Genomic DNA, 846 nt, shown 5'->3' with positions numbered 1-846 from the left:
TCTGGCTCTGGTTCTGGCTCTGGTTCTGGCTCTGGCTCTGGATTCCCTATTAGTTCACCATTAAAAGTAAATTTTTCAGGTAGTGCATTTGGATTAGGAAGCACCGCCGGATTAAAATTCACCCCAAAAGTTACAGTTACAGAACCGTTAGCCGGTAGAGTTGCTAAATGTTCTGCTAACTTACCTTTAATTACAGGTAAAGTATTTGTTTGATGAGTAAAACCGGTATGAGCGTTAATTGGTTGTGTAGGATTAATGTGTTCTACTTTACTAAGATCAAAACTTATTTCCGGAGCAAATACTGCCTGGTTAGTATTGTTTTTTATTGTAACTTCTAATGGAAAATACCATCCAGTATCATGAGAACTTGTTACCCATTTTGCAGTAATTTCATATGACGACATAAAATAACCTCTTTAGTTTAATTGTTAAAAATTATAAATATTTTTGAAATAAAAATAGATTGAATAATAATCTACCTTTACAGTTAACAATGATTACTAAATTTTCAATATATTGCAAGAAGTTATAAAACACTAAAACGAAAAAATATTTGAGAATAAATAAAAAAAGCTTTTCTTTTTATTAAATTTTATTAACTGTTTTTATATTTTTACTTAAGCTACTAGATATTATTATACTGATTTCTTCAATTTATTATGTTAACAAAAATTAATATTAATGTAATGTAGCTGTGTAAAAAAATCACAAGAATATAATTCTATTTAAAAATCAAGATATAGTTTAACTTGTGCTTAACCATTGGCACCCCCCCAAAAACAATCGACAAAAGGAGTAGAATTTTCTAGAAACAAAGGAGGAGATTCTATAAATGACAATATCAAA

1 protein-coding gene is annotated in these 846 nt (G+C 28.7%); it reads right to left on the bottom strand.

The window, feature by feature from the left end; all coding sequences use genetic code 11:
* The coding region (locus KYQ89_RS01245) for a hypothetical protein (protein ID WP_218460035.1) at nucleotides 1-404 on the bottom strand (404 nt) is incomplete at its 3' end.
* Nucleotides 405-846 lie beyond the last annotated feature (442 nt).

This window comes from Rickettsia sp. TH2014 (assembly GCF_019249195.1).
Classification (GTDB): Bacteria; Pseudomonadota; Alphaproteobacteria; order Rickettsiales; family Rickettsiaceae; genus Rickettsia; species Rickettsia felis.
This window is presented reverse-complemented; position numbering and strand designations above follow the sequence as displayed.